We start from the raw sequence: 22,300 nt of genomic DNA, 5'->3' as shown, positions 1-22,300 counted from the left end.
TTACAGACGAGCGGTTTATTAATGCCACCTCCGGGCTCATGACCGATGAGCGTGGTCCGGCCGCGTGCCTGACGGTTTCCCAACGGCCGTGCCGCTGGCACGCCCGGCATGACGGTGAAACGCGACAAGACCTCATGGTTTAGTGACTGCTCAATTCCAGATACTTTTGCGCCGATTATAGTCACCACGCTGTAAGCGGCCGACCCGCCGTACGTGTCCGAAAGGCGGCACCGGGCGGGTCATTCCGGCGCCAGCGAGATTCTTTTCTCTGAGCGTGCCGGCCTTCATTGAAATTCCCCACACTCGACCTGAAGCGGAGTCCCTATGCGGTCCATTCGATGGTTTGCCGCTCTTCTCGCGTGCGTGGCGTCCTGTGGCTGGCTTACCGCATTCGCTCAACCCATATCCGGTGACACGCGTTCGTTCGTTGATCTGGGTAATCCGAAGGCGGCGCTCGGCGTTGCGGAGGCCACGCTCTTCGCGCGTCCCGATTGCGGCGTCAGTGTGTTCCCGGTGAACGGCACGACGTCGGTGACGCTCAATGTAAGCTATGCGACCTATCGTTTGTACAACCCGTCTACCGACGCGTACGACACGTTGAACATGCGCGCTTACAACGGCTGCCCGCTTGGGACCACGGTGAACGTGACACCAGGCGGGACGCTCAATGTTCACGTGGCCAATCATCTCCCGCCCGAATCGGTCGCGACGTGTCCGCCGGATGCGCCTCATGACACGCCCCATTGCTTCAATACGGTCAACCTGCATACCCATGGCATGCATGTGTCGCCATCGGGACATTCGGACAATGTTTTTGTCGCATTGCCGCCGGGCACGTCTTTCGATTACAGCTATCAGATACCGCGCAACCACCCGGCGGGTACATTCTGGTATCACTCGCATTCCCATGGATCGACAGCGATCGACGTGTCGAGCGGCCTCGAGGGTGTGCTGATCGTGCGAGGGAATCGCACGGCGGCGCAGCGCGCGGCCAACGACGGCATCGCCGATATCGACACGATTCTGCATGGCGCCCAGACGAAAGCCGCGTTTCGCGAGCATGTCCTGATGTTCCAGCAGGTCGAATATGGCTGCTTCGACAACGCCTCGCCGAGCGCCGCGCCGCTTGCCGACCCGACCACATTCGAATGGATTTGCCCGCGAGGAACGGTCGGCGAGCTTCGCAACTATTCACACCAGCTCAACTTCGTCGCCGATCCGCGGCCCGGACACGCGGGTCAGTTCAACACGACATGGGCTATCTCAGGCCGTTACACGCAGATCAACGGAAAAGTGCAACCGGTCTTTCCGTCCACGCACGAGCGCGTACCGGCGGGTGAAATCCAGCGCTTGCGACTCGTGCATGGTGGCAATCGCGATACGATCAACGTGAAGATCGTGCGCGCGATAGTCGCGCCAACCGAAGCCTCGAACGATGCCTACGAGGACAGCCATCTCGACAGCACGACCGCGCAGGCCATGTCGCTGCTCGCCGGCAATCGCAGCAAAGCAAGCCAGGCCACGACGCTCGACACCCTGTGCAGCGGAGAGGTCGTCAAGCAGGTGGAAATCGCCGTTGACGGGCTGACCCGCAACGCGATGGTGGAAAAGGACGTCACGACGCTAAACCCCGGTTACCGTAGCGACGTGCTCGTCGCATTCCCTCGCCCCGGGCTCTACTGCATCCTCGACGAAGCGGCCGAGGCGTCCACGACAATCAACTATCGGCCGAACGCAGGCAATGTGAAAGACCGCCGCCTGCTGTCGTTTGCGCGCGTCGGCACGGGTACGGACATCCCCGACTACGCGACCGACGGTGCCGGTCATACGAAGTATTGGCAGTATGTGCGCAACCGGCTGGTCGAAGCCAACAGCGATTTGCCTGCCGACGTGCTCGCGGACCTGCGCCACCTCGATACGCATGTGTTCGCACCGCACAAGCCGATCGAGGGGCCTGTCCACGTAAAGACACCGACCACATTCGACGTCGCCGTAACAAACGGCGCGCTGCAATTCATGATCGACGGCCACACATACGATCCGTCACGCGTCGACTACGCAGCGACGCTCGGCACCGCCGACGAGTGGCAACTGACGGCGACCGCAGCGGGCGGCCATGTATTCCATATTCACGTGAATCCATTCGAAGTGATCGATATCCGCAACGCCAGCGGCAAGTCGATCTTCGACACGAGCGGCGCGTGTACGGCCGATGAGATCGCCACGGGCGATCTCGAATACTGTGCGCTGCACGGTGTGTTTCTCGACACGCTGTTTCTCAAGCCTGGCTATACGGTTCTGACGCGCACCCGCTACGAGGATTTCACCGGCGAATTTGTCATGCATTGCCATATCCTCGATCACGAAGACGCCGGCATGATGCAAAACATCGAGGTGTTATCGCCGGCCAACGCGTTGATATCGCGCCTCACGACGCCCATTGCTGCCGCCGGCGCACGCGTCCAATCGTGGATGAGGCAGGCGGCAGGAAAGCGACCCGATATCGATCTTGCACTCAACGCTCCCATTTGCCGCGCGGGCAACCGCGTACAGGTGGCCACGCAGCCATAGCAAACCGTGTCCGGCCGCTTCTGGTGCGACCGTTCCAGATGGCTTGAGTTACCCGCCGCTCAGACCGAGGAATTGAAACGGCGGCGCAGGCTGGAAGTCTCTGGACACTTCGCCGTCGAACGTATTGCGCTGGTCCTTGCCGAGGTCGAGACGTTTGACGGGTGCGCCTGCCGAGAAATCAAGCTTCTTCAGATCGACCCAGAACGTATTAGGTGTCAACGCCGATTCAAAGAAGTAAAGCAGGCGCTTGTGATCGGCCACGGTGCGCCAGCGGGTGGACGAGATGTTCGGCTCGTCCGGAGTGGTAATGCCGAACGGCACGGACACATTGCGGATCACACTGAATACGCTGGCAAGGGCGACGACGGGGTCTTCGCTTTTAGGAATGGCATTGATGTAAAACGAAGCGCGCGCGAATCTGTCCGCGGAACGGTTTGTACCGGGCAACCAGGCCGTGCCACCAATACGTCCCCAGTACTCGTTGAGGGCAAGCTGTTCGTCGAAAGTCGGCGAGTTGGTCATGACCTGATACTGCCTGCCGTGGTGGATGACCTGCTTGCCGGCGATGTACTCGACGATAGCGCTGTCGCCGGTAGCATCCGACATGGCAAGGTGCAGCGTGGCGAGCCGCTTTTCTCCGGGGACATTGTCCGTGACAATGGTGAAGGGCTCTTTCTCCAGTGCGGCGACCGCTTCTGAAACCGTTGCGAAATTGTCCAGCACGTATTGCGCCCACGCGGCAATGGTCAGTCCCGGCTTCGAGTTTTTGTCGAAGGCCGGATATTGCGATTCGACGAGCCAGAGCAGTTCCGCCGCCAGGCCTTTCTCATTCATGCCGTCGGTGGTGGAGACGTCGTAGCCGGTCGCGACCACGCTACCGTATCGGGCGGTCCATCTAAGTGAATTCGGACCCGCCTCGCCATTGCGGGCAATGCCACGCGGAAGAATGTACAGATTGGTCGAAATGTCGAGTTTCCAGTCCATCGATCGGGCTGTGATGACGTCGTTATTGTCACCAAGGTAGACAACCCGCGTGCAGGCAGGCGAATCGATCGGAATGGCGACTAGCGCCGCTGCGGCGCAAAGACCCGACAGGGTTGACCGGACGAAGCGGCGCATGGTGATTCCTCACTGTTGTCAACGGATACTGAACAATTGTTTTCCGATGCCTGCGACTGAAACCGTCAGATGCAGCCTGGCTGCTTGCGCATTATCGCGTTGATTTTGCCTTCACGGCTCATCGCCCATGTCTCACACGTGTTCGCTATTAAGTTACCGTGCCGGCAACACTTTTTCCAGCGCAGCGGGCGCACCGGCTGCGAGGACGATGAGTTCACCTTTAGCGGCGACATCCGGTCGCCCAGGCATGGGCAATAGCTGTCGCGCTCTTGTCATCAAATATCCGGTCCATCAGGCGCATCCAGGTTCGCAGACGTTTCAGCATCGTCATGATTCACCGCGTTGACCGCTTTTGCGCGCATCCTCGCCAGATCAAACGGTGTGTCCCGCAGCCGTTTCCCGGTGAGCCGGAACACCGCATTCGCCACCGCCGGCGCAACCGATGGACTCGACAACTCCCCAACGCCACCCGGCTTCGACGTATCCCCTTGCACGATCACAATATCGACCTCCGGCATGTCGGTCATGCGCATCACCCGGTACGTCTCGAAGTTCTTCTGCTCGACCTGTCCATGCCGGATATCGATCCGATCCGCCGTCGCATGTCCGAGGCCCCACATCAACCCTCCGTATAGCTGCTCCTCGACCCCGCCAGGCGAAACAGCCAGACCGCAATCCGCGACACAGGTCAGCTTCTCGATCACGACGCCATCACCTCGATGAGCGGCCCGCGCGACCACCGCAACGTAACTGCCATAAGCCTGATTGGTCGCGACGCCTAAAGCAGTCCCGGCCGGCAACGCACTTCCCCATCCTGCACGCTTTGCGGCCTCCCGCAACACTGCCTGGTGCCTCGGGTCTTTCATATGCGCAAGCCTGAAATCGACCGGGTCGCGATGCCCCGCATGCGCCGCCTCATCCATGAACGACTCGACAGCGAATACGTTCGGGATGTAGCTCACCGCGCGATACCACCCCGTCGGCACGCCGGTCTCATGGCGCACCCAGCCGATGTCCACGTGCGGCGCATCATAGGCGAACTCATACTTGCTGATCGCTTCGGTCGTACTGTAATCCATTCGATCCGGACGATCGAAGTATCCCGGCTCCCACTGTTCCGGCGAAGCGGGCATCACCGCGCGTAACTGCAACGTCGCCAGGTTGCCGCGCGTGTCGAGTACCGCCTTGCCGCGGTGATAACTGGCCGAGTGATAGAAGAGCGCGCGCATTTCATCTTCCCGGCTATTCATCAGCTTGACCGGCTTCCCCACGTTTAACGCGAGCCACGTCACTTCAAATAACCAGTACTTCGACTCACGCGAACCAAAGCTGCCGCCTGAAACAAACTCGTGCATGACCACACGATTTGCCGGCACGCCGCCAATGACTTCAGCCGCTTCCAGTACGGTCGACGGCACCTGCAGTCCACCCCAGTACTCGATCCCGCCGTTTGTTGCCCACGCAGTGACGTTCACGGGCTCGAGCGGATTCGATGCCTTATAGGGCATCGAATAAGAAGCCTCGATAACGCGCGCGCCATGCGGCCATGCCGTGACTGCATCGCCACGCTCAATGGTGGGCACGACGTGCGCTGCGGGATCGTCGAGCCACGCCGCCTGCTGCGCGGCGAGCCTGTTGCTATCGAAAGTCTCGAACGGACTATCTTCCCATTCCACATGCAGCGCGGCCTGCCCCTTGTGCGCCGACCAGTAGTCATCGGCTAGCACCGCCACCCCCGCCTGATTGCCGCCGAGAATGTCAGGACGCCCAGGAATCTGTAAAACCTGGCGCACACCCGGCACCGCCAGCGCGGCTTTGGCATCCACACTGCGCACACGTGCATTGACGACAGGAGCGCGTGTAATGACCGCCACCTGCATTCCCGGCAACGACACGTCGATGCTGTAGACAAACGCACCCCTCGCCTTCTCCGCTGCGCCCCGCTTCTTCTGCAGTTTGCCGATGTATTTGAACTGCGAAGGCTCCTTCAACGCCACAGTTTCAGGCGCGGACATGTGCGCGGCGACCTGCGCAAGCGAACCATAGCTCGCACGCCGACCACTCGCCTTCTCGATCACGAAACCATCTTCGGTCCGGCATGACGCCGCTGCAACGTTCCATTGTTCCGCGGCCGCCGCGATCAACATCGTGCGCGCCGTCGCACCCGCGCGCCGCAAGCGGTCGTATTCCAAAGACACGCTCGTACTACCACCTGTCGAAAACACCTTCCACAGCGGATGAATGTAATCGCCGTAGAACGGATTCTCCGGCGTGATCACATCGACGCGAAACGGATCGACGTCCAGTTCTTCCGCGACGACAGCCGCAAGCGCGGTGCGTGTGCCGGTTCCGGAATCGTGTTTATGGACGACCAGTTTGATCGTATCGTCCGGCAACACCCGCACCCAGGCGTTCGGTTCAAACTCGCCGGGCGCGGGTTCGGGATCGCCGCCTTGATTCCCGCTTCTGGCGAGCGCTTCCGGCAACTGAAAGCCGATCGCGAGACCGGCGGCCAACAGTGCCGAACTTTTCCTGATGAATTCACGGCGCGCCGCACCGCGAGCGCTGATCCGTGCTTCCTTGTCGTAGCGCATTCAAGCCTCCTCGCTGGCAGCATGAAACGGGCAGGCGGAAGCGCAGACACGCATATCGACGGCCGCTAGCGTCGGATCGCCCGACGCCGCCCGTTTGATCGCCTTGCGAATTCGCGAGTAGGTGCCGCAGCGACAGATGTTGCCCGCCATCGCGGTCGAGATGGTCTCGTCGTTGACGGCCGGCTTGCCGTTGAGAAACGCAGCCGCCTGCATCAACTGGCCCGATTGACAGTAGCCGCATTGCGGCACGTCCTCAGCGACCCACGCGAGCTGCAGCGGATGCCGCCCGTCCTTGGACAGGCCTTCAATCGTGGTAATGCGTTTGCCCGCCACGGCGAGCGCCGGCAGCAGACAGGAGCGTACCGCTTCGCCTTCCAGATGCACGGTGCACGCACCGCAGAAGCCGCCGCCGCAGCCGAATTTCGTGCCGGTCAATTTGAGCCGGTCGCGCAACACCCACAATAGGGGCATGTCTTCCGGTACATTGTCGAGCGAGTGCCGCGTGTCGTTGACCACGATCTCGATCATGCGCTGTCTCCTGATAATTGTTGTGCAGCGCGGCGTGTGCAAGCAAAGATGCACAAAAGGGCCGCGAGCGTGCGGCCATTATTGAAAGCCGCCGCCCGCAACGCCAGCGACGATTTCTTCCATCACCCGTAAGTTTCGCTAACACCCCATGTCGAAGCACCCATGTTGAAGCGCTATCCGTCCATCCAGTCGATGCAGGCCTTTCTGCAGGCGGCGCGCGTCGGCAGTTTCTCCAGCGCGGCGCGCCACCTCTCGCTCACGCACAGCGCGATCAGTCAGCAGATCCGCACGCTGGAAGAGTTTGTCGGCCAACCCCTCTTTGTGCGCGAAGGCGGCCGCGTCGTGCCGACGGATGCGGGCGTGCTGTTTGCCAACCAGCTGGCCGATGGCTTCGAGCAGATCGACCGTGCGTTATCGTCGGTGAAAGAGCGCACGGTCGAGCGGTCCATCACGCTCGACGTCGACCCCGAACTCGCGCAGAGCTGGCTGGTGGCACGCTTGCCCGCCTTGCTCGGTGCGCTGGGCAGCACCTCGCTTACCGTGCTGTCCACGCCGCGCCACGAGCGCGGCGCATTCGAGCGCGTGGACATTGCGCTGCGCTACGGGTACGGAGAATGGGATGGATTCGAAAACGTGTTGATCTGCGGCGACCGCCTGACGGCGGTGGGCTCGCCTTCGCTATTGCAGGCACGGGGGCTTGGCGCGCCGCTTTCGCCTCACCAATTACTGGACCTGCCGCTGCTGGGCTATACGAAGCGCTCCTGGATTCCGTGGCTAGCCGCCGCAGGCTTGCCCGCCGTCGAGCCCAACGCGGTAGCCGTCTTCGACAATGCCGCGGCCCTGATCGCCGCCGCGAGCGCGAGCGTAGGCGCGGGTCTGGCGCGCGGCCTGCTCGCCGCCGACGCGCAGCGCAACGGCACCCTGATCGAACTCACCGATGTGGAAATCCCGACGCACTACAACCTCTACGCGGTATGGCCGCGTGAGAAGGCGGCACGCGTCGCACCGCTCATCGACGTGATCCGCGACCTGGTCGCTCAAACCCGCAACCCGCATTAGTTTGTACTGGCAGCCACGTCACGCACGGTATCGAGGAACAGTGAAAGTACCGGGGAAGGGTCTTCTGCCCGATAGCGCGCATGCAACGACACTTCGGGACACGGCGCGGCCGCCGGCACGAATGCGACGCCGCCCGTCGACAACTGCCGCGCGGAAGAAGGCAGCAACGCCACGCCCAGCCCCTCGCGCACGAGGCACAACAACGTATGCACTTCGACCACTTCCTGTTCGATCACCGGCGTAAACCCTGCTTCGACGCAACAGTCCTGTAAAAAGCGTGCGAGTTGCGATTGCCGCAGACCAAACGACACGAAGCGTTCGGTCGCCAACTCACGCAGCGCAATCTCTTCACGCGACGCCAACGCATGCCCCAAGGGCAACGCGACCACGGCCGACTCACGCATGACGACTTCGCTGCGAATCTCCGGATCGTCGTGCGACACGCGAAAGAAACACACATCCAGTCGCCGCTCCTTTAACGCGAGGATCTGCGCGGCGGGCGTCATCTCATGCAGCGTCCAGCGCACCTGTGGATGCTTGTGCGCGAATACCCGCAGTGCGCGCGGTATCGGCTCGACCATTGCCGAACTGATGATGCCGATCTCGAGACTTCCCACTTCGCCCCGCCCCGCACAGCGAGTCAGATCGATCGCACGTTCGAACTGCGCAAAGATCAACGGCACCTGTTCTTTAAGTGTTTTCCCTGCATCAGTGAGTTCGACACGATGCTGCGAGCGCATGAACAACGCAGTGCCCATCTCCTCTTCGAGGATGCGAATCTGCTGACTCAGCGGAGGCTGGGAAATGTGTAGCCGCGCGGCTGCCCGGCCAAAATGCAGTTCGTCGGCAAGCACCGCAAAGTAGCGCAACAAGCGGATGTCCATATCGCAAACGTATCAAGATCGTGATTAAAAAATATTGTACAGAGCGCTTTTATCTTGTGAGACTGCATCGCAAGCAGCAGTGCACATCAGTGTGACACTCGATGCCGGCGAGGGGAAGGCGCGCAAACACTGCGTCTTGCAAAGGGCCGCATGGGCAAGCCCAACGGGCTCCGTTCCATCGATGCGCCTGCCCGCGATCCGGCAACTGGATACACCAGTTCCTCTCAAGGAGATCGAGTACATGATCATCGACACCAGCTGTTATCCGACCAACCTGGTCGACCTCGCATGGCGCCACGACGGCGAGCCATTTTCCGCCGAGCGTCTGATCGAGGTGATGGACGGCCCCTACGTCATCAACGGCAAGCCTCGTCGGATCGACAAGGCGTTCATTCAGCCTCCGCAAGGCAACACCATCTATACGTGGACCGATGGCAACCGTTCGGGCCGCGAGTCGATCGACGACTACATGGCGTACACCGTAGAAAGCGTGCAGAAGTACCCGGACCGTCTGCTCGGTTGCTTCGTCTACAACCCGCGTTGCGGTCCGGAGAACGGCGCGGATGCGATCGAGTTCTATGCAACGGAGCACGGCTTCAAGATGGTGCAACTGCAAGCGAACATGCATGCGTACCGTCCCGACCGCGCGCTCGACTGGCTGCGCCCTGCGCTGCGTAAATGCGCGGACCTCGGTCTGCTCGTGAAGCTGCACACCGGCGACGGCCCGTACAGCATTCCGAGCGAATGGTATCCGCTGATCCGCGAATTTCCGTCGGTAAACTTCATCATGGCGCACTTTGGTGTGCAGACGGGTGGCGTGTATTGCTTCGAGCCGTACCAGATGGCACTGGACACGCCCAATGTGTACTGCGAATCGAGCTGGTGCCTGCAATCGCGCATCGTCGAATTCGCGAAGGTGCTGCCCACCCACAAGATTCTTTACGGCTCCGACACGCCGCCAAACGAGCCGGGCATGTGGCTGCGTCTGCTGGAAGTGTTGTGTCACGAACCGCCGCAAGGCCTGAATCTCGACGAAGACACGCTTGAGGATTACCTCGGCAACAACCTTGCCCGCATGATCGGCATCGAGCCGACCGCTCGACCAAAAAGCGTCGAAGAAGCGCAAGCCTATCTGAAACACCACGCCGGCGCCGCGCTGAAACACGCGCGCGAGGCGGACTACGCAGGAGCCCGCTGATGATCATCGATACCCATCTGCACCCCACGAATCTCGTCGACGAAGCGTGGCGTCATACCGGCGAGCCGTTCACCGGCGAACGCCTGCTGAAGATGATGGACGGTCCATACATCATCAACGGAAAACCGCGCCGTATCGACATGGGCTTCATTCAGCCGCCGCCCGGCAACACCGGCTATCGCGACGGGAATCGCCGCGGCCGGGAAGGCATTCGCGATTACATGTCGTATATCGCCGAACTTACGCAGAAGTACCCCGATCGCTTTATCGGCAACTTCACGTACAACCCGCGTTGGGGCCCGGAGAACGGCGCAGCCGAACTCGAATTCCACGTGAAGGAATACGGCTTCAAGATGCTCAAGCTGCACGCGAACATGCATGGCTACCGGCCGGATCGCGCGCTCGACTGGTTGCGGCCCGCGATGAAGAAGTGCGCCGAACTCGGCGTGGTCGTGCTGATTCATACGGGCGACGGACCCTACACCATTCCGACGCAGTTCTATCCGATCATCCGCGAATTCCCGATGGTGAATTTCATCATCGGTCACTTCGGCATTCAAACGGGCGGCAATTACTCGTTCGAAGCCTTCTGGATGGCAATGGACACGCCGAACGTGTACTGCGAATCGGGCTGGTGCTACCAGTCGCGCATCGTCGAATTCGCTCGCGAACTGCCGCGCAACAAGATCGTGTTCGGCACGGATTCGCCGCCGAACGAGCCGGGCATGTGGCTGCGCGAACTCGAAATGCTGTGTGGTCCCGCGCCGCAAGGCATGGATCTCGATGAGGACGGACTCGAAGACTACATGGGCAACAACATCGCCCGTCTGGTCGGCATCGAACCGACCCGACCGCCGAAGGACCTTGCCGAAGCGGAGAAGCGTTTGAAGGCGACGTACGTCAATGATGTGACGCAACCGGCCTGACGCAGACTGCCACGGTTTGAAAGCAGGCGCGGTCGGCGCCGCGCCTGCCCGTTTCGTTCGACGAGTTCCACCTGCACAGCGGCCCGCTTTGTTATCGCTTTCGACGGAGTTCACCATGGCGGATAATCTCCTCCGCGCTACACAGGATTTTCACCGCTTCGCGCAAGCGTACCGGGAACACTATCCCGACGATGTATTGACGTTGACCGAGCCCCTGTCGGCGGATCAGGACGTCACAGCGGTCGTCGCGGAACTCACTGCCCGCGGTCAGCATCCGATGCTGATCTGCGAGAAGGTCGACGGCATTGCGACGCCTGTCGTGACCAACTTCTTCGCTTCGCGCAATCGCATCGGACGCCTGTTCGATGTCGATGCGTCGGGCCTCTTCGACGCCTATCAACAGCGCGCCAATGCACCCATCGCGCCCGTGTTCGTGGCGACCGGCCCCGTGCTCGATCGTGTGATCGAAGGCGACGCCGTCGATCTCGTGCAACTGCCGATGATCCGCCACTTCGACACCGATCGCGGCCCGTATGTCACCAATGCGGTGATCGTCGCCGAAGATCCGGTCACCGGCGTGGCGAACCTCAGCTATCACCGCTCGATGCGGCACGCGAGGAATGCGTTAGCCACCAGCCTGCATTCGCGTGGTCACCTGTGGCGCATGCTGCAAACCGCGCAAGCGCGTGGCGACACGTTGAAAGTCGCCATGGTGATCGGCGCGCATCCGCTCTTCATGCTGGCCGCAGCCGCACGCGTACCGTTCGGCACGGATGAGCGCACCATTGCAGGGGGTCTCTTCGGTGCACCGCTGGAACTGGTGCGCACGCCGCGCTACGGCATCGGCGTGCCCGCTTCCGCGGAGTTCGTGCTGGAAGGCACGATCGATCCTTCCGCGCATGCCGAAGAAGGCCCGTTCGGCGAGTTCACCGGCTATTCGTCGGATCGTTCGACGAACAACGTGCTGCGCGTCGACACGATGATGGCCCGGCACGATGCATGGCTCGTCGACGTGGTCGGCGGCCCGTACGCCGAACATCTGACGCTAGCCCGCCTGCCTCGCGAAGCGGAGATGAGCGAGAAGCTCAAAGCGCGCTTCCCCTCGGTCACCGCCTTGCACTACCCCAACTCCGGCACGCATTTTCACTGCTACGTGGCGCTGAACCAGACGCGCGACGGCGAAGCGCGCCAGATCATGCTTGCGCTGCTGGGCTGGGACCCGTATCTGAAGAACGTCGTGGCGGTGGACAGCGACACAGACATCACCAACGACTCACAGGTCTTGTGGGCGATCGCCACGCATACTCAGCCGCATGAAGACGTATTTATCGTCAACGGCTTGCCGGGCAGTCCGCTCGATCCTTCGTCGTCGGCATTGGGCACCACGTCGCGCATGGGTGTCGATGCGACGCGCGGCTCGCATTTCGACGGCATCCGCGCACGGATCAGCGAGCGTGCGTCGCAACAGGCCGCGGACATTCTCGCTCGCGCGGCCGGAGTCCGGCGATGAGCGCGCGACGGCTCGTAGTGGGCATCAGTGGCGCATCCGGTTTTTCCTATGGTGTGCGCCTGCTGCAACTACTGCGTCAACTCGATATTGAAACGCATCTGACCGTCTCGCGCAGCGCGCTGCTCACGATGACGCACGAGACCGATTACAGGTACGCCGAAGTCAGCGCGCTCGCCAGCGCGACCTACCGTTGCGACGATATGGCCGCAGCCATTTCGAGCGGCTCGTTTCGCTCGCTGGGCATGATCGTCGCACCCTGTTCGATGAAGACGCTTGCCGAAATTGCGAGCGGCATGTCGTCGAGCCTGATTTCACGCGCCGCCGACGTCACGTTGAAGGAGCGCCGCCCGCTGGTGCTCCTCGCGCGTGAAACCCCCTACACGTTGGCGCATCTGCGCAACATGATCGCCGTAACCGAAATGGGTGCGATTGTCGCGCCACCGGTGCCGGCGTTTTACGCGCGCCCGTCTTCACTGGACCAGATGATCGACCACACGCTAGGCCGCGTGCTCGACCTGTTCGGTCTCGAAGCGGGCACCGTCAAACGCTGGCGGGAAGTGGAAGCAACCGCCCCGCCTATCGCCTGATAGCCGAACCGCAGTACAAACGAAGAACGGAGACGAGCCATGAATCACATTCACACCACCCATCACGAAGTCGAGAAAATCCCCGTCACGGTGCTGACCGGCTTTCTCGGTGCCGGCAAAACCACGCTGCTCAACTACATCCTGCGTGAGAAACACGGCCGCAAGATTGCTGTGATTGAAAACGAGTTCGGCGAGATCGGCATCGACGGTGGCCTCGTGCTCGAATCGACCGAAGAGATTTACGAAATGACGAATGGCTGCGTGTGCTGCGTGGGCGCAGTGCGCGAAGACCTGGTGCGGATCGTGCGCATGCTCGTGGAAAGGCCGGACCGGCTCGATCACATCATCGTGGAGACAAGCGGCCTCGCCGATCCGTATCCGGTCGCGCAAACCTTTTTCCTCGACGATCCGATTGCGAAACAGGTGACGCTCGACGCCGTCGTCACGATGGTGGACGCGAAGCATATCGCCGCGCACCTGGACGATCTGGTGCTGGACGGCAGCGACAATCAGGCAGTCGATCAGATCGTGTGCGCGGACCGTATCGTCATCAACAAGGTTGATCTGGTCGGGCCGGACGATATCGCGTCGCTCACGCACCGCATCCGTGGACTCAACGCTACCGCGGAGATCGTGGAGTCGAGCTATGCGAGGATCGACCTCGACAGGATACTGGGTGTGGGTGCGAACGAATTCTCGCAGATTCTCGTCGAGACCGATGGCTTGCATGACGAACACGCGCACGCTCACGAAGAGCGGGAAGCTCACCATGAGCACGAACACGGGAATGACCCCGCGCACGGCCACGCCCTTCTGGACGCCGATCACGCCGACCATCGGCACGACGACAGCGTGTCCTCCGTCGGTATCGAAGTCGACGCGGATATCGACCTGCACGCGCTACAGAACTGGCTCGCCGAGCTGCGCGATTCGGACGCGGCGAACTTGTTCCGTATGAAGGGCATTCTCGCCGTGCAAGGCCAGTCGCACCGCTATGTGCTACAGGGCGTGCATAACGTCATTGAACTGCGCGCGGCGCAAGCGTGGGGCAGTGAGCCGCGTTCGTGCCGGCTTGTTTTCATTGGACGCGATCTCGATCGCGCCGCGCTGACCGACCGCTTCCGTGCCTGTCTTGCCGTGCCGGTCGCGGCCTGACGGGAGACCCGCCCGGCGCGCGCTGTCATGCCGAACGGCGAGAGCCGTGTTGCGCGTTCCGGGCGAAAACATCATGCAAGTAACTTGCAGACGACCGCGGTAAGCGCTGAAGCGCCCGCTCCGGTCGACATAGGAGACACGTCATGAACACCGCCATACACCCCGTCGATCGGATTCTGCCGAAGCGCCAGATGATCACGCTCGGTTTGCAACATATGCTGGTGGCGTATATCGGCGCGATTGCTGTTCCGCTGATTGTCGCGTCGGCACTGAAGATGTCGCTCGCCGACACCACCGTGCTCATCAGCACGGCGCTCTTTTGTTCGGGTATCTCAACGATTTTGCAGACCGTCGGCTTCTGGAAGTTTGGTGTGCGTCTGCCGATTCTGCAGGGCGTCGCGTTCAGCAGCGTCGGGCCTGTCATTGCGATCGGCACGAGTCCGGGCGTCGGCTTTGCCGGTGTGTGCGGCGCGGTGATTGGCGCGGGTGTTTTCACGATGTTCGCCGCACCGCTCGTCGGGCGCCTGCGAAGGTTCTTTCCCCCCGTCGTGACCGGCTGCATTGTCACCGTGATCGGCTTGCAACTGTTTCCTGTCGCGTATCAGTGGGCCGGCGGCGGCGAGGCCGCGCAACGTCAGTTCGGCGCCCTGCCCTTTCTGAGCGTCACGCTGTTCGTCGCGCTCGTCATTCTCGCGATCAACCGCTTTGCCAACGCGTTTCTGCGTAACCTGTCGGTGCTGATCGGCCTCGTGGCGGGTGGCATTCTGGCGTGCTCGCTCGGCATGGGCAATTTTGCAAGCGTGGCGCAAGCGCCGTGGTTCACGATGCCGCTGCCGTTCCACTTCGGCACACCCGTGTTCTCGCTGGTGCCGGTGCTGACGATGATCGTCGTCATGGTCGTGCAGATGGTCGAATCCATGGGCCTCTTTGTCGCGATCGGCGACATTGTCGGCAAGGACGTGAGCGAAGAGGACGTGGTGCGCGGCATGCGCGCCAATGGACTTGCCAGCGCAATTGCCGGCATGTTCGCGGCGTTTCCGTTCATCGCCTTCATGGAAAACGTCGGGCTCGTGATTCTGACCGGCGTGCGCAGCCGCTGGGTGGTGGCGATCAGCGGCGTGCTGATGTGCGTGGTCGCGCTGGTGCCGAAGATCGGCGCGGTAGTGGCCTCGACGCCTTCGGCGGCACTCGGCGGCGCAGGTATCGCCATGTTCGGCGTCGTGGTCGCGGCCGGCGTGCAGACGCTGGCGAAGGTGGACTTCGAGCGCAATCGCTACAACGTGCTGATCGTCGGCTTTACGATCGCCACCGCGCTCATCCCGGTGATGGCGCCGCAGGTCTTCAAGCACATGCCCGACTGGACCCAGCCGTTCCTGCATAGCGGCGTAGTGCTGGCGTGTCTCGTTTCCGTCGTGCTGAACGCGGTGCTCAATGGCGCGCATGAAGAAGATCTGGTGGCGGCGCACAACATGGTCCGCGAATGACGGACGCAGGATGACGAGCGCGGCGGGCACGCCCAAGGATGATGCGGGACTGCCGGCCGCTTCGCAGTAACTGAAAGGACATCGAATCGTGAGCATGCAAACTGAAGCGTTGCTGATCAAAAACCCCGTTGCGGTGATGAGCGGAATGCGCGGCGAACGCGCGCGGCTTGGGCAGGTCGATCTGCGGATTGGTCGTGGCCGGATCGAAACCATCGCCCCGAATCTCGAACCGCGCGCCGACGAGCGCGTGATCGACGCGCGATCCTGTGTCGTCTATCCGGGGTGGGTGAATACGCACCACCATCTGTTCCAGAATCTTCTAAAAGCCGTGCCGTCCGGTATCAACGCGGACTTGCAGGAATGGCTGGCCGCCGTGCCGTATCCACGCCTTGCGAGGTTTACGCCGGAGCTGGCGCGGGTTGCGGCGCGTCTGGGCCTTGCCGAGCTGCTGCTTTCCGGCGTAACGACTTGCGCAGATCATCACTACCTTTATCACGCCGACGGCACCACCGAAACCGGTGATCTGCTATTCGACGAGGCGGCTTCGTTCGGCATGCGCTTCGTGTTGTGCCGTGGCGGCGCGTTGCAGGCGGCCGGCGATCATCCAGGCTTCTCCAAAGTCGCGCTCAAGCCCGAGACGCTCGATCAGATGCTGGCCGACATCGAGCGTCTGAAAGCGCGCTATCACGACAGCGCCGCGGCCTCGATGCGCCGCGTCGTCGTCGCGCCTACCACTCCGACGTTTTCCCTGCCGCCCGAGTTGCTGCCCGAAGTCGCACGCGCGGCTCGGCGGATGGGTCTACGCATGCATACGCATCTGTCCGAGACGACCCGCTATGTCGATTTCTGCAAGGAGCGGTTCAACCGTCTGCCGGTCGAGTTCGTCGCCGAGCACGAGTGGCTCGGACCGGACGTGTGGTTCGCGCACCTCGTGCATCTGCAGGCGAGCGAAATCGCGATGCTCGCCGAAACGGGCAGCGGCTGCTCGCATTGCCCGGTCAGCAACGCGCGCCTCGGCAGCGGCATTGCGCCGGCGCCGCAAATGGCGGCGGCGGGCGTGCCGATGTCGCTCGCAGTGGACGGCGTCGCGTCGAACGAGTCCGGCAGCATGACCAACGAAGCGCATTTCGCGTGGCTCGTGCATCGCGCGGCTCAGGGCGCGTCGGCGACCACCGTCGAGGAGACGATCCATTGGGGCAGCGCGGGTGGCGCGGACGTGCTCGGTCTCGATGCGGTCGGTACGCTCGAAGTGGGCAAGGCGGCGGATGTCGTGCTGTACGACATCGGCGATCTGCGCTTTAACGGGTTCCACGACATTGCGGTCGCGCCGGTGACGGCGGGCGAGCCGGCGCGCGTTCGCTATAACGTGGTGAACGGCCGCGTGGTGGTGGATGACGGCGTGATTCCTGGGCTCGATCTCGACGAACTTCGTTACGAAGCCGCCAGGGGCGTCAAGCTGTTGCTCGCTGACTAAAGCAAACGGGAGGCCTCAGAATGCACGGCAAACGAATCCGGCTTGGCATTCTCACACCGTCGTCGAACACGGCGCTCGAGCCGATCACCGCCGCGATGCTGAGCGAACTGCCAGATGTCAGCGCGCACTTTGCCCGCTTCAAGGTGACGGAGATCGCGTTATCCGACGCGGCGCTTGGTCAATTCGACGCAAGCCGGATCCTGGCGGCCGCGCATCAACTCGCCGACGCGCGGGTGGACGTGATCGGCTGGAGCGGCACCTCGGCGGGTTGGCTCGGGTTCCAGCGCGATCAGGCGCTGTGCAGACAGATTACCGAGGCGACCGGCATTCCCGCGACGACCTCGGTACTGGCGCTCAACGAAATCTTCGCGAAGACCGGCGTGCGACGCTTTGGCCTGGTATCGCCTTATACCGATGACGTCCAGCAGCGGATTGTGCGTAACTACGAGGCGCTCGGTATCGAATGTGTGGCGGAACGGCATATGGGGCTACATGACAATTTCAGCTTTGCCGACGTGCCCGACACGCAACTCGCGATCATGATGCGCGAGGCCGCTTTCGCGAGACCCGACGCGGTGATTACTTTCTGCACCAATCTGCATGCGGCGCATCTCGTGCGCGCGTTCGAAATGGCGACGGATATTCCCGCGTACGACACGGTGGCAACGGTGGTGTGGAAGGCGCTGAGAATGCTGGACGTGGACACGAAGCCGTTGAAGAGTTGGGGGCAGCTGTTTCGGGATCTGCAGTAGTCGGCGTTCGACGCGCCCGCGGATCGCTCCTTGCTCATCGCATTACCTGGAGGGTCACAACGCTTCGATACCAGGACTACAGCATGACAGCGCGGGACAACCGTCACACGCCGCACACCCGTATCGGCATCTCAGGATGGCGCTATGCTGGCTGGCGCGGCACGTTCTATCCGCAGGGATTGCGGCAGGCGGACGAACTTGCATTCGCAAGCCGCGCGGTGCAGACCATCGAAATCAACGGCACGCATTACAGCCTGCAGTCGCCGTCGAGTTATAGGCAATGGTACGAGGCCACCCCGGACCGGTTTGTTTTCAGCCTGAAGGGCGCGCGTTATCTGACGCACATGCTGCGCTTTCGTGACGACGACGCGCGCATCGCCTGCGCAAACTTTTTCGCACAAGGACTGCTTCAGCTTAACGAAAAGCTCGGACCGATCCTCTGGCAATTTCCGCCGTCATTCAGGTTCGAGCCGGACACCATGGCCCGGTTTCTCTCTCTGCTGCCGCGCGACACCGAGGCTGCGCTCACTCTGGCGCGGCATCATGACAAGCGCGTCAAACAGCCATGGTTACAGATCGACAAGCGGCGGCCGCTGCGCCATGCGGTCGAAATCCGTCACGAGAGCTTTCTCGTACCCGATTTTGTTAAATTGCTGCGCAAGCACGCCGTGGCGCTGGTCATATCGGATTCCACAGAAAACTGGCCGCACGTCGAGGACTTGACGGCCGATTTCGTCTACCTGCGTCTGCACGGCACACAGACACGCTACGCTGGCGCATACGAGGACGCAGCGCTCGACGACTGGGCGCGTCGAATTGCGTGCTGGGCGAAGGGCGGTGCGTTGCCGTCGGAGCGGTTGATCGCACCGTCGCTGGCCGTCCCGCATCGTGCGCATCGCGATGTGTTCTGTTATTTCGACAACGATCAGAAAACCCAGGCGCCGTTCGACGCACAGCGTTTGATCGAACGGCTCGGACAAGCCGTCCCCGCTGCGGCCACACGTTGATCGCCCGTGGTATTGGCCGATGTCGGCCATCGGACATTTCTCTTCCCGAAAACCTAGTGGTCCGTCACCCATGGTGCCTGCGGGCAATCCGTCCAACCTGTTATGGCAAGTTGAGCCGTGCGTTCCGCGCCGCCCGTGAAAACGACACTGCCCAACACGCCGTAACACGCAGCCGGCGCTCCGTCGCCGGCTGCGCGTGCATGCTTACGGCTTCAACACCACTTTGATACAGCCGTCTTCCTTATCGCGAAACACCTTGTACATCTCTGGCCCATCGGCCAGCGGTACGGTGTGCGTAATAACGAATGACGGGTCGATCTGCCCTTCTACGATGCGCTGCAGCAGATCGTCGGTCCAACGGTTGACGTGCGTCTGGCCCATGCGGAAAGTAAGCCCTTTGTTCATGGCCGCACCGAACGGGATTTTGTCGATCAGGCCGCCGTACACGCCGGGAATCGACAGAATGCCGGCGGGACGGCACACATAGATCATTTCACGCAGCACATGAGGACGGTCGGTTTCGAGCATGACCGCCTGCTTGGCGCGGTCGTACATGGCGTCGATCGAGCGTGTGGCATGAGACTCCATGCCCACTGCGTCGATGCATTTCTCCGGCCCCTTTCCCTGCGTCAGTTCGTTGAGCCGTTCGACCACGCTTTCGTCGTCGAAATTAATCGTAATGGCACCTGCCGCGCGTGCCATGGCAAGACGCTCAGGCACGCGGTCGATGACCACCACCTGTTTTGCGCCGAGCAGAATCGCGCTGCGGATGGCGAATTGCCCAACCGGGCCGGCACCCCAGATCGCCACTGTGTCCGTTGGCTGAATGTCACATTGCACGGCGGCCTGCCAACCGGTTGGGAAGATATCGCCGAGGAACAGGACCTGCTCGTCGGTCAACCCGTTGGGTATTTTGACCGGCGTGACATCCGCGTAGGGAACGCGCACGTATTCGGCCTGACCGCCCGGATAGCCGCCGGTCAGGTGCGAATAGCCGAAAAGGCCTGCAGTCGTATGGCCGAATACCTTGTCTGCCTTTTCCTTGTTCCGGTTCGAGCGTTCACAGACCGAAAAGAAGCCCCGCCTGCACTGCTCGCATTCTCCACAGGCAATCGTGAAGGGCACGACCACCCGGTCTCCGACTTTTAGCTTTTTGTTGTCCGCCCCTACTTCTACGACCTCGCCCATGAATTCGTGACCCATGATGTCGCCCGACTCCATGGTCGGCATGAAGCCGTCGAACAGGTGCAGGTCCGACCCGCAGATTGCACAACTCGACACCTTGATGATCGCATCGCGTGGATGTTCGATGGTGGGATCCGCAACGGTGTCATAACGAATGTCTTTCTTGCCGTGCCAACATAGTGCTTTCATCTCTATCTCCAACGTTCAGAAGCCCTACGCGACGAAGCCAGGCAGGCAGCAACGCGTCGCGCCTCGATCGGCACCGCGGTGCCAGCCTGAGGGCGCGCAAGCAGCGTGCCGCCCGCGCGGGTAAGCGAACTTTTCTATGAGGAGACAGAGGAGCAAATGTCCTGCAGGAAGATGGAAGATCCAGGTGCCGTTGGCCGGCGCTGCCTGACGTCAGGGCGTTCACTGCGAACGACCCCACTCCCGGCCATGCCTCATGCCGTTATTTATGAATCGCCGACCTCAACGCTTTGACATCGCGGTCGGACACCGGCGCAGCATGATTGCCCCATGTGTTTCGAATGAAGCTCACCACTTGCGCTATTTCAGTCGTCGTAAGTTGGCTGTTGAACGCGGGCATCTTCTGTGTTTTCGCGTTGTCATTCATCTTCGGGCTTTGGCTGCCCTCCACGACGATCCGGATCACCGACGTCGGATCGCCGGCTATCACAAGCGGGTTGCCCGCCAGCGCGGGGGCCTTGCCGGGCTCGCCCGTCCCATCCGCACGATGACAACGCGCGCAATAGGAGAGGAAGATTCCCGCGCCCGGGCGCTCCAGTTCGCCGCTCTCCACCGCTCTCGCCGTCAACGTTCGTGCGTGCAGGTTGTTGTCGAATGTTCCGCTCATGTTCTGTTCCGGCAGCGACTTCAGGAAGACGGCGATCGCATGCAGGTCGGCATCATTCAGATAGTGCGTGCTGTCGCCGACTACGGGCGCCATCGCGCCGAAAGCGGTGGCGTGCCCGCCATGTCCGTCGCGTAGAAACGCCGCGATGTCGTCTGGCGACCAGCGCCCGAGGCCGCTTCCCGGATCGCCGGTGAGGTTCGGTGCAAACCAGTTGTCGTTGATGCCGCCCGTCAGATAGTGGTCGCTTTTAAAGTCGTAGCCCAGTTCGTTGTAGGCAGGCCCGCGCGGCGTATGGCACGCGCCGCAATGGCCGAGCCCCTCGACCAGATACGCTCCGCGATTCCATTCGGCGCTGCGCTCCGGATTGGGCACGTACCGATCGTGGTTGCCGAACAGGTGGCTCCAGAAAAACATCGCCCAGCGCTGATTGAACGGAAACGGCAGCCTGGTTTCGGGAGCGTGGTTGGTCGACGGTTTCACGCCGTGCATGAAGTACGCGTAAAGCGCGGTGACGTCGTCGTCGTTGAGTTTGGCGAACGACGGATAGGGCATCGCCGGATACAGCCGCGTGCCGTTCCGTGTCTTGCCCGAGCGCAGTACGTCGGCGAACTGGCGCAGCGTATAGCGGCCGATGCCGAAGGTCGGATCAGGCGTGATGTTGCTCGCGTAGATTGGACCGAACGGCGAGTTCACCGGCATGCCGCCCGCGTATGGGGTCTTGTCGGCGGCGTCATGGCAGGCGGAACAGTCGCCCGCTTTGGCGAGATACTCGCCGCGCGCAATCAGCGCGCGATCGCTCGCGAGCGCCGGGTTGACGTTGATGCCGGCGAGACCTTCGGAGCCGGTGTCCCGCTCGCAGCCGGACAACAGCCCGACCGCGCATCCGATCATCAGCAATGCACTTGCGAGCGCCAGCGTGATTCGTTTCATTGCGTCAGTACCATTTGCCGCACGGCCCGACCAGCCAGGGCGCAAGCCATACGAAGATCACGCCCACGAAAAAGCCCGTGCCGACCAGCGCGCTGCACAGCGCGATAAAGCGGACCCGGCTCAAATCGTCGCCGCGCAGCTGGTTTCGCGTGCGCAGCGCTTCGTGCCGATGCGCGTGCGCATCGGGCAGGTGCGCGGCGCGTCTCACGAGTATCAGCCCATACCATGCAGAACCCGCGCAAAGCGCGGCCAATACGAGCGCGACTAACGGGATCGCGAAGATCCAGGTGTCAAAGCCGCTCCAAAGCGGCACCGCGCGCGGCGCGCTGACGCCGTAGCAGGCGCGCGCAGACAGTGTTTCCGAAACGATGACCTGCAATAGCCAGACGCCCGGGGTCCCGAACAGGCCGGCGATCGCGCAGGCCGCCAGCAGCTTGCGCTGCGGGGGTACTGTTCGAGGAGCAGCAAGACCCGAAGCAGGCAT

General features: G+C 61.9%; 18 protein-coding genes. 11 read left to right on the top strand and 7 right to left on the bottom strand.

Annotated elements, in window-relative coordinates; genetic code table 11:
- The first annotated feature begins 324 nt into the window (after window positions 1-324).
- Window positions 325-2,571 (top strand): multicopper oxidase domain-containing protein, encoded by a 2,247-nt coding sequence (locus tag AAGS40_RS25235; RefSeq protein ID WP_345817185.1) that lies wholly within the window; start codon window positions 325-327, stop codon window positions 2,569-2,571.
- 48 nt (window positions 2,572-2,619) lie between these two features.
- Here the strand turns inward: AAGS40_RS25235 and AAGS40_RS25230 are convergent, their stop codons facing one another.
- The 3 genes from AAGS40_RS25230 to AAGS40_RS25220 form a co-directional block, all read right to left on the bottom strand.
- Entirely contained in the window at window positions 2,620-3,690 is a 1,071-nt protein-coding gene (locus tag AAGS40_RS25230) for a linear amide C-N hydrolase (protein WP_345817184.1), read from the bottom strand.
- Window positions 3,691-3,965: 275 nt separating this feature from the next.
- Window positions 3,966-6,284, bottom strand: coding sequence for a molybdopterin cofactor-binding domain-containing protein (locus AAGS40_RS25225; RefSeq protein WP_345817183.1), 2,319 nt, complete (start codon window positions 6,282-6,284; stop codon window positions 3,966-3,968).
- Complete coding sequence (locus AAGS40_RS25220; protein ID WP_345817182.1) at window positions 6,285-6,812, bottom strand: (2Fe-2S)-binding protein; 528 nt, start codon at window positions 6,810-6,812, stop codon at window positions 6,285-6,287. It lies immediately after the preceding gene.
- Window positions 6,813-6,974: 162 nt separating this feature from the next.
- Here AAGS40_RS25220 and AAGS40_RS25215 point away from each other — a divergent pair, with 162 nt between their 5' ends.
- Window positions 6,975-7,871 carry a LysR substrate-binding domain-containing protein gene (locus tag AAGS40_RS25215; RefSeq protein WP_345817181.1) on the top strand — a complete coding sequence of 299 codons (897 nt, stop codon included), beginning with the start codon at window positions 6,975-6,977 and terminating at the stop codon, window positions 7,869-7,871.
- On the opposite strand, the gene AAGS40_RS25210 is transcribed toward AAGS40_RS25215, so the two are convergent.
- Window positions 7,868-8,755, bottom strand: a complete 888-nt coding sequence (locus tag AAGS40_RS25210) for a LysR substrate-binding domain-containing protein (protein ID WP_345817180.1) — start codon at window positions 8,753-8,755, stop codon at window positions 7,868-7,870. The genes AAGS40_RS25215 and AAGS40_RS25210 overlap by 4 nt on opposite strands.
- 241 nt (window positions 8,756-8,996) lie before the next feature.
- On the opposite strand from AAGS40_RS25210, the gene AAGS40_RS25205 reads away from it, so the two are divergent.
- From AAGS40_RS25205 to AAGS40_RS25165, 9 genes are all read left to right on the top strand, one after another.
- Window positions 8,997-9,953 (top strand): amidohydrolase family protein, encoded by a 957-nt coding sequence (locus AAGS40_RS25205; protein WP_345817179.1) that lies wholly within the window; start codon window positions 8,997-8,999, stop codon window positions 9,951-9,953.
- On the top strand, window positions 9,953-10,879 hold the full coding sequence (locus AAGS40_RS25200; protein ID WP_345817178.1) for an amidohydrolase family protein: 927 nt from the start codon (window positions 9,953-9,955) through the stop codon (window positions 10,877-10,879). The genes AAGS40_RS25205 and AAGS40_RS25200 overlap by 1 nt, the downstream gene beginning before the upstream one ends.
- A 115-nt stretch (window positions 10,880-10,994) precedes the next feature.
- Window positions 10,995-12,389: a UbiD family decarboxylase gene (locus AAGS40_RS25195; RefSeq protein WP_345817177.1), complete on the top strand. Its 1,395-nt coding sequence runs from the start codon at window positions 10,995-10,997 to the stop codon at window positions 12,387-12,389.
- On the top strand, window positions 12,386-12,976 hold the full coding sequence (locus AAGS40_RS25190) for a UbiX family flavin prenyltransferase (RefSeq protein ID WP_345817176.1): 591 nt from the start codon (window positions 12,386-12,388) through the stop codon (window positions 12,974-12,976). The genes AAGS40_RS25195 and AAGS40_RS25190 overlap by 4 nt, the downstream gene beginning before the upstream one ends.
- Window positions 12,977-13,015: 39 nt before the next feature.
- Window positions 13,016-14,131 carry a GTP-binding protein gene (locus AAGS40_RS25185; protein ID WP_345817175.1) on the top strand — a complete coding sequence of 372 codons (1,116 nt, stop codon included), beginning with the start codon at window positions 13,016-13,018 and terminating at the stop codon, window positions 14,129-14,131.
- 143 nt (window positions 14,132-14,274) lie between these two features.
- The gene (locus AAGS40_RS25180) at window positions 14,275-15,615 is read left to right on the top strand and encodes a nucleobase:cation symporter-2 family protein (protein WP_345817174.1); all 1,341 of its coding nucleotides are present in this window, start codon (window positions 14,275-14,277) and stop codon (window positions 15,613-15,615) included.
- An 88-nt stretch (window positions 15,616-15,703) separates the two neighbouring features.
- On the top strand, window positions 15,704-17,089 hold the full coding sequence (locus AAGS40_RS25175; RefSeq protein WP_345817173.1) for an amidohydrolase family protein: 1,386 nt from the start codon (window positions 15,704-15,706) through the stop codon (window positions 17,087-17,089).
- A gap of 20 nt (window positions 17,090-17,109) precedes the next feature.
- The gene (locus AAGS40_RS25170; protein WP_345817172.1) at window positions 17,110-17,841 is read left to right on the top strand and encodes an Asp/Glu/hydantoin racemase; all 732 of its coding nucleotides are present in this window, start codon (window positions 17,110-17,112) and stop codon (window positions 17,839-17,841) included.
- Window positions 17,842-17,924: 83 nt separating this feature from the next.
- Window positions 17,925-18,848 carry a DUF72 domain-containing protein gene (locus AAGS40_RS25165; RefSeq protein WP_345817171.1) on the top strand — a complete coding sequence of 308 codons (924 nt, stop codon included), beginning with the start codon at window positions 17,925-17,927 and terminating at the stop codon, window positions 18,846-18,848.
- 204 nt (window positions 18,849-19,052) lie between these two features.
- On the opposite strand, the gene AAGS40_RS25160 is transcribed toward AAGS40_RS25165, so the two are convergent.
- The 3 genes from AAGS40_RS25160 to AAGS40_RS25150 form a co-directional block, all read right to left on the bottom strand.
- Window positions 19,053-20,222 carry a zinc-dependent alcohol dehydrogenase gene (locus AAGS40_RS25160; RefSeq protein WP_345817170.1) on the bottom strand — a complete coding sequence of 390 codons (1,170 nt, stop codon included), beginning with the start codon at window positions 20,220-20,222 and terminating at the stop codon, window positions 19,053-19,055.
- A 259-nt stretch (window positions 20,223-20,481) separates the two neighbouring features.
- Entirely contained in the window at window positions 20,482-21,816 is a 1,335-nt protein-coding gene (locus tag AAGS40_RS25155) for a cytochrome c (protein ID WP_345817169.1), read from the bottom strand.
- 4 nt (window positions 21,817-21,820) lie between these two features.
- The gene (locus AAGS40_RS25150; protein ID WP_345817168.1) at window positions 21,821-22,300 is read right to left on the bottom strand and encodes a hypothetical protein; all 480 of its coding nucleotides are present in this window, start codon (window positions 22,298-22,300) and stop codon (window positions 21,821-21,823) included.

The organism is Paraburkholderia sp. PREW-6R (assembly GCF_039621805.1).
Classification (GTDB): Bacteria; Pseudomonadota; Gammaproteobacteria; order Burkholderiales; family Burkholderiaceae; genus Paraburkholderia.
The sequence above is the reverse complement of the archived record's forward strand: the minus strand, read 5'-3'. Positions and strand labels throughout refer to the sequence as shown.

Bases quoted from the DNA above. Each gene is read 5' to 3' on its own strand.
- AAGS40_RS25170 (WP_345817172.1), top strand. From the start codon at position 17,110: ATGCACGGCAAACGAATCCGGCTTGGCATTCTCACACCGTCGTCGAAC.
- AAGS40_RS25235 (WP_345817185.1), top strand. From the start codon at position 325: ATGCGGTCCATTCGATGGTTTGCCGCTCTTCTCGCGTGCGTGGCGTCC.
- AAGS40_RS25160 (WP_345817170.1), bottom strand. From the start codon at position 20,222: ATGAAAGCACTATGTTGGCACGGCAAGAAAGACATTCGTTATGACACC.
- AAGS40_RS25185 (WP_345817175.1), top strand. From the start codon at position 13,016: ATGAATCACATTCACACCACCCATCACGAAGTCGAGAAAATCCCCGTC.
- AAGS40_RS25155 (WP_345817169.1), bottom strand. From the start codon at position 21,816: ATGAAACGAATCACGCTGGCGCTCGCAAGTGCATTGCTGATGATCGGA.
- AAGS40_RS25165 (WP_345817171.1), top strand. From the start codon at position 17,925: ATGACAGCGCGGGACAACCGTCACACGCCGCACACCCGTATCGGCATC.
- AAGS40_RS25230 (WP_345817184.1), bottom strand. From the start codon at position 3,690: ATGCGCCGCTTCGTCCGGTCAACCCTGTCGGGTCTTTGCGCCGCAGCG.
- AAGS40_RS25205 (WP_345817179.1), top strand. From the start codon at position 8,997: ATGATCATCGACACCAGCTGTTATCCGACCAACCTGGTCGACCTCGCA.
- AAGS40_RS25225 (WP_345817183.1), bottom strand. From the start codon at position 6,284: ATGCGCTACGACAAGGAAGCACGGATCAGCGCTCGCGGTGCGGCGCGC.
- AAGS40_RS25210 (WP_345817180.1), bottom strand. From the start codon at position 8,755: ATGGACATCCGCTTGTTGCGCTACTTTGCGGTGCTTGCCGACGAACTG.
- AAGS40_RS25195 (WP_345817177.1), top strand. From the start codon at position 10,995: ATGGCGGATAATCTCCTCCGCGCTACACAGGATTTTCACCGCTTCGCG.
- AAGS40_RS25180 (WP_345817174.1), top strand. From the start codon at position 14,275: ATGAACACCGCCATACACCCCGTCGATCGGATTCTGCCGAAGCGCCAG.
- AAGS40_RS25215 (WP_345817181.1), top strand. From the start codon at position 6,975: ATGTTGAAGCGCTATCCGTCCATCCAGTCGATGCAGGCCTTTCTGCAG.
- AAGS40_RS25220 (WP_345817182.1), bottom strand. From the start codon at position 6,812: ATGATCGAGATCGTGGTCAACGACACGCGGCACTCGCTCGACAATGTA.
- AAGS40_RS25150 (WP_345817168.1), bottom strand. From the start codon at position 22,300: ATGCCTGCTTCGGGTCTTGCTGCTCCTCGAACAGTACCCCCGCAGCGC.
- AAGS40_RS25200 (WP_345817178.1), top strand. From the start codon at position 9,953: ATGATCATCGATACCCATCTGCACCCCACGAATCTCGTCGACGAAGCG.
- AAGS40_RS25190 (WP_345817176.1), top strand. From the start codon at position 12,386: ATGAGCGCGCGACGGCTCGTAGTGGGCATCAGTGGCGCATCCGGTTTT.